The sequence below is a fragment of the Microcystis sp. M49636_WE2 genome, assembly GCF_030065375.1.
In the GTDB taxonomy this organism is placed as follows: Bacteria; Cyanobacteriota; Cyanobacteriia; order Cyanobacteriales; family Microcystaceae; genus Microcystis; species Microcystis aeruginosa_C.
In genome coordinates, this window is the sequence record NZ_JASJFG010000143.1 from 1 (window position 1) to 3,165 (window position 3,165).

A 3,165-nucleotide genomic window follows, 5' to 3' on the forward strand; every position below is an offset into this window, starting at 1 on the left:
AACTCCTGTTGTAAGGTTTCATCGGGAACATAAAGTAAAACTTTTGCCTCTAAAGAAGCACCGATCGCCTTATCATTTCTGGCAGTTTCCATCACCTTATTAACTTCGGTGCGTAGCTGCCGGAATTTGGCCCATTTATCGGCCAATTCGCGATTATTCCAAGCAGGATCGATGTTTAGCCATCCTGACTCAAATACCGATAAATAAGGAGTTTTGTAGGGGAGAAATTGCCAGATATCTTCCGCTAGATGAGAGAGGACAGGAGCGATCGCTTTAGCGAGATTTTCTAAAGCAATAGCATAGACTGTTTGACAACTGCGACGACGGAAAGAATTAGGATCAGAAATGTATAAACGATCCTTAGCGATGTCGATATAAAAGTTAGATAAATCGACAACACAAAAATTCTGTACCGTCTGGAAAAAGCGGAAGAATTGGAAACTTTCAAAAGCTGCCGTTACTTCCGTAAACACTTCCGAGATACGATGTAACATATAGCGATCAATCTCCGGTAGCTCTTCATAAGCTACCGCATCTTTAACGGGATCAAAATCATTTAAACTCCCCAGTAAAAACCTGGCAGTATTACGGATTTTATTACGGATATCTACCAACTGTTTAAGAATATTTTGACCGATATTCACATCATTGGTATAGTCCACCGAGGACACCCATAACCGAATCACATCCACCCCATAAGCGGGTTCTTTTTTCTGGTCTTTACCCCCATTAATGATCACATTGGGATCGATGACATTACCCAGAGATTTACTCATTTTTCGTCCCTGTTCATCCAAAACAAAACCGTGAGTTAACACCGTTTTATAGGGAGCAATACCATTAGCAGCGACACTGGTTAATAAACTCGATTGAAACCATCCCCGATGCTGATCCGATCCTTCTAGATACATATCCGCAGGATAACTTAATTCTGGTCGAGCATTAGCCACCGCATTCCAACTAGAACCAGAATCAAACCACACATCCATAGTATCCATTCCCTTGCGATAACTGCGACCATTATCGCGATAACTAGGAGGCAATAATTCCTCTACGGATAACTCCCACCAAGCATTAGAACCCTTGACTGCGAAGATAGCTTGAACGTGATTAATCGTCTCCTCGGTTAACAGAGGTTCATTCGTTTCTTCGTCATAAAAAACAGGAATAGGAACCCCCCAACTGCGCTGACGAGAGATACACCAATCGCTTCTTTCACTAACCATAGAAGTGATGCGATTCTTACCCGTTGCAGGAATCCAACGCACCGAATCAATTGCTTCTAAAGCTAATTCCCGGAATCCTTCCACGGAAGCAAACCATTGTTCTGTTGCGCGGAAAATTGTCGGTTTTTTGGTTCTCCAATCGTAGGGATATTTATGCTGGTATGCTTCTTCTTTGAGTAAGGCACCCTTTTCTGTCAGTGCTAAAATAATTGCTTCATTAGCATCTTTCAAGACATTTAAACCCGCAAATTGTCCCGCTTCTGCGGTGAAATTTCCCTTATCATCCACGGGAGAAAGTATCGGTAAACCGTAACGTTGGCCGACGATATAATCCTCCTGACCATGGCCGGGGGCCGTGTGAACTAATCCGGTGCCGGAATCAGTGGTGACATAATCCCCACCGATGAGAATCGCACTTTCTCTGTCAAACAAAGGATGACGGTATTTAGTATGTTCTAATTCCAGACCTTTAACCGTTGCTTTAATCGTCAAAGTCCTGTTCAAAGTGTCGGCTAATTTTTCGACTAAATCCGTCGCTACAATTAGATAATTAGACTCGCTAGTTTCCACCACTGAATAGTTTAATTCTGGGTTTAATGCGACGGCCAAATTCCCGGGTAAAGTCCAGGGGGTAGTCGTCCAGATAGCCACGGATAAATTAGGCAAAAATGGCGTTAAAACTGGGGTTGAAACTGACGTAATTGGGAAAGCAACATAGACACTGCGGGAAGTGTGACCTTCGGGATATTCTAATTCTGCCTCAGCTAAAGCGGTTTGAGAACTAGGACTCCAGTGAACCGGTTTTAGTCCCCGATAAATATAACCTTTTAGGGCCATTTTTCCGAATACGGCAATTTGAGCGGCCTCGTATTCAGGTTGTAGGGTTAAATAGGGATTTTCCCAGTCTCCCCAGACTCCATATCTTTTGAAACCTTCACACTGTTCTTTTTGCGTTTGAAGGGCAAAATCGTGGGCTTTCTGACGTAATTTCAAAGGGGTTAGACCCTCTTTTTCCGAGCTTTTGAGACTTTGTAAAACCTTTAGTTCGATCGGCAACCCGTGACAATCCCAACCCGGCACATAGCGCACTTTGTAGCCTTGCAGCAGTTTATATTTATTGATAATGTCTTTGAGAATTTTATTTAAAGCATGACCGATATGCAGAGACCCGTTAGCGTAGGGGGGACCATCGTGGAGAATAAATAATTCTTTGGGGTTATTTTGCGCTAATTTCTCGTATATTTGCTCATCTTGCCAGAATTTCTGGATTTCTGGCTCGCGTTTACTGGCATTTGCTCGCATATCAAAGTCAGTTTGAGGCAAATTAACGGTATCTTTGTAACTTTTAGCGTTGGACATTCTGGCAAACCTATGGATATCAATCGTTTTTGGGATTCATTCCTAAATAACGTCCCTTTGAGAGTCGTTATCTCTATTCTGTCACATAACTGTAATACAAATATTACAAGTGACAATCATTGATCTATAAGTCTAGCGAGATTGAGTCCAAGAGCGATGATTCCGAAAGGCTATAATTTAGTTATTCGAGGATAGGGAGCATGGGGACGATGGTGACGAATCCTAATTTTTTTTATGTCTCTCCAGAAGTGTATCTAGAAGGGGAAAGAGTCAGTCCGATCAAGCACGAGTACCGAAAAGGACGGATTTATGCAATGGTAGGGGCAAAAAAGCCGCATATTGTCTTAAATACCAATCTAGCTACTTTATTGAATATCCATCTCGATGATAGTCCCTGTCTTGTTCTCACTTCCGATATCAAAGTCCGGTTAGAGGAGGCAAATTGTTATTATTATCCCGATATTGCGGTGGTTTGTGACGAGAGAGAGATTAACAATACCGATGATTTTATTCTCTATCCCGTTCTGATTATTGAAGTATTATCGAAATCTACGGAATCCTTTGATAGGGGTGATAAATT

At 42.1% G+C, this 3,165-nt stretch carries 2 protein-coding genes; one reads left to right on the plus strand and one right to left on the minus strand.

What is annotated here, in order from left to right; all coding sequences use genetic code 11:
• A partial coding sequence (gene ileS, locus PX484_RS03355) for an isoleucine--tRNA ligase (RefSeq protein ID WP_288102848.1) occupies positions 1-2,585 on the minus strand: 2,585 nt, incomplete at its 3' end.
• 209 nt (positions 2,586-2,794) lie between these two features.
• Here ileS and PX484_RS03360 point away from each other — a divergent pair.
• A partial coding sequence (locus tag PX484_RS03360) for a Uma2 family endonuclease (RefSeq protein WP_288102849.1) occupies positions 2,795-3,165 on the plus strand: 371 nt, incomplete at its 3' end.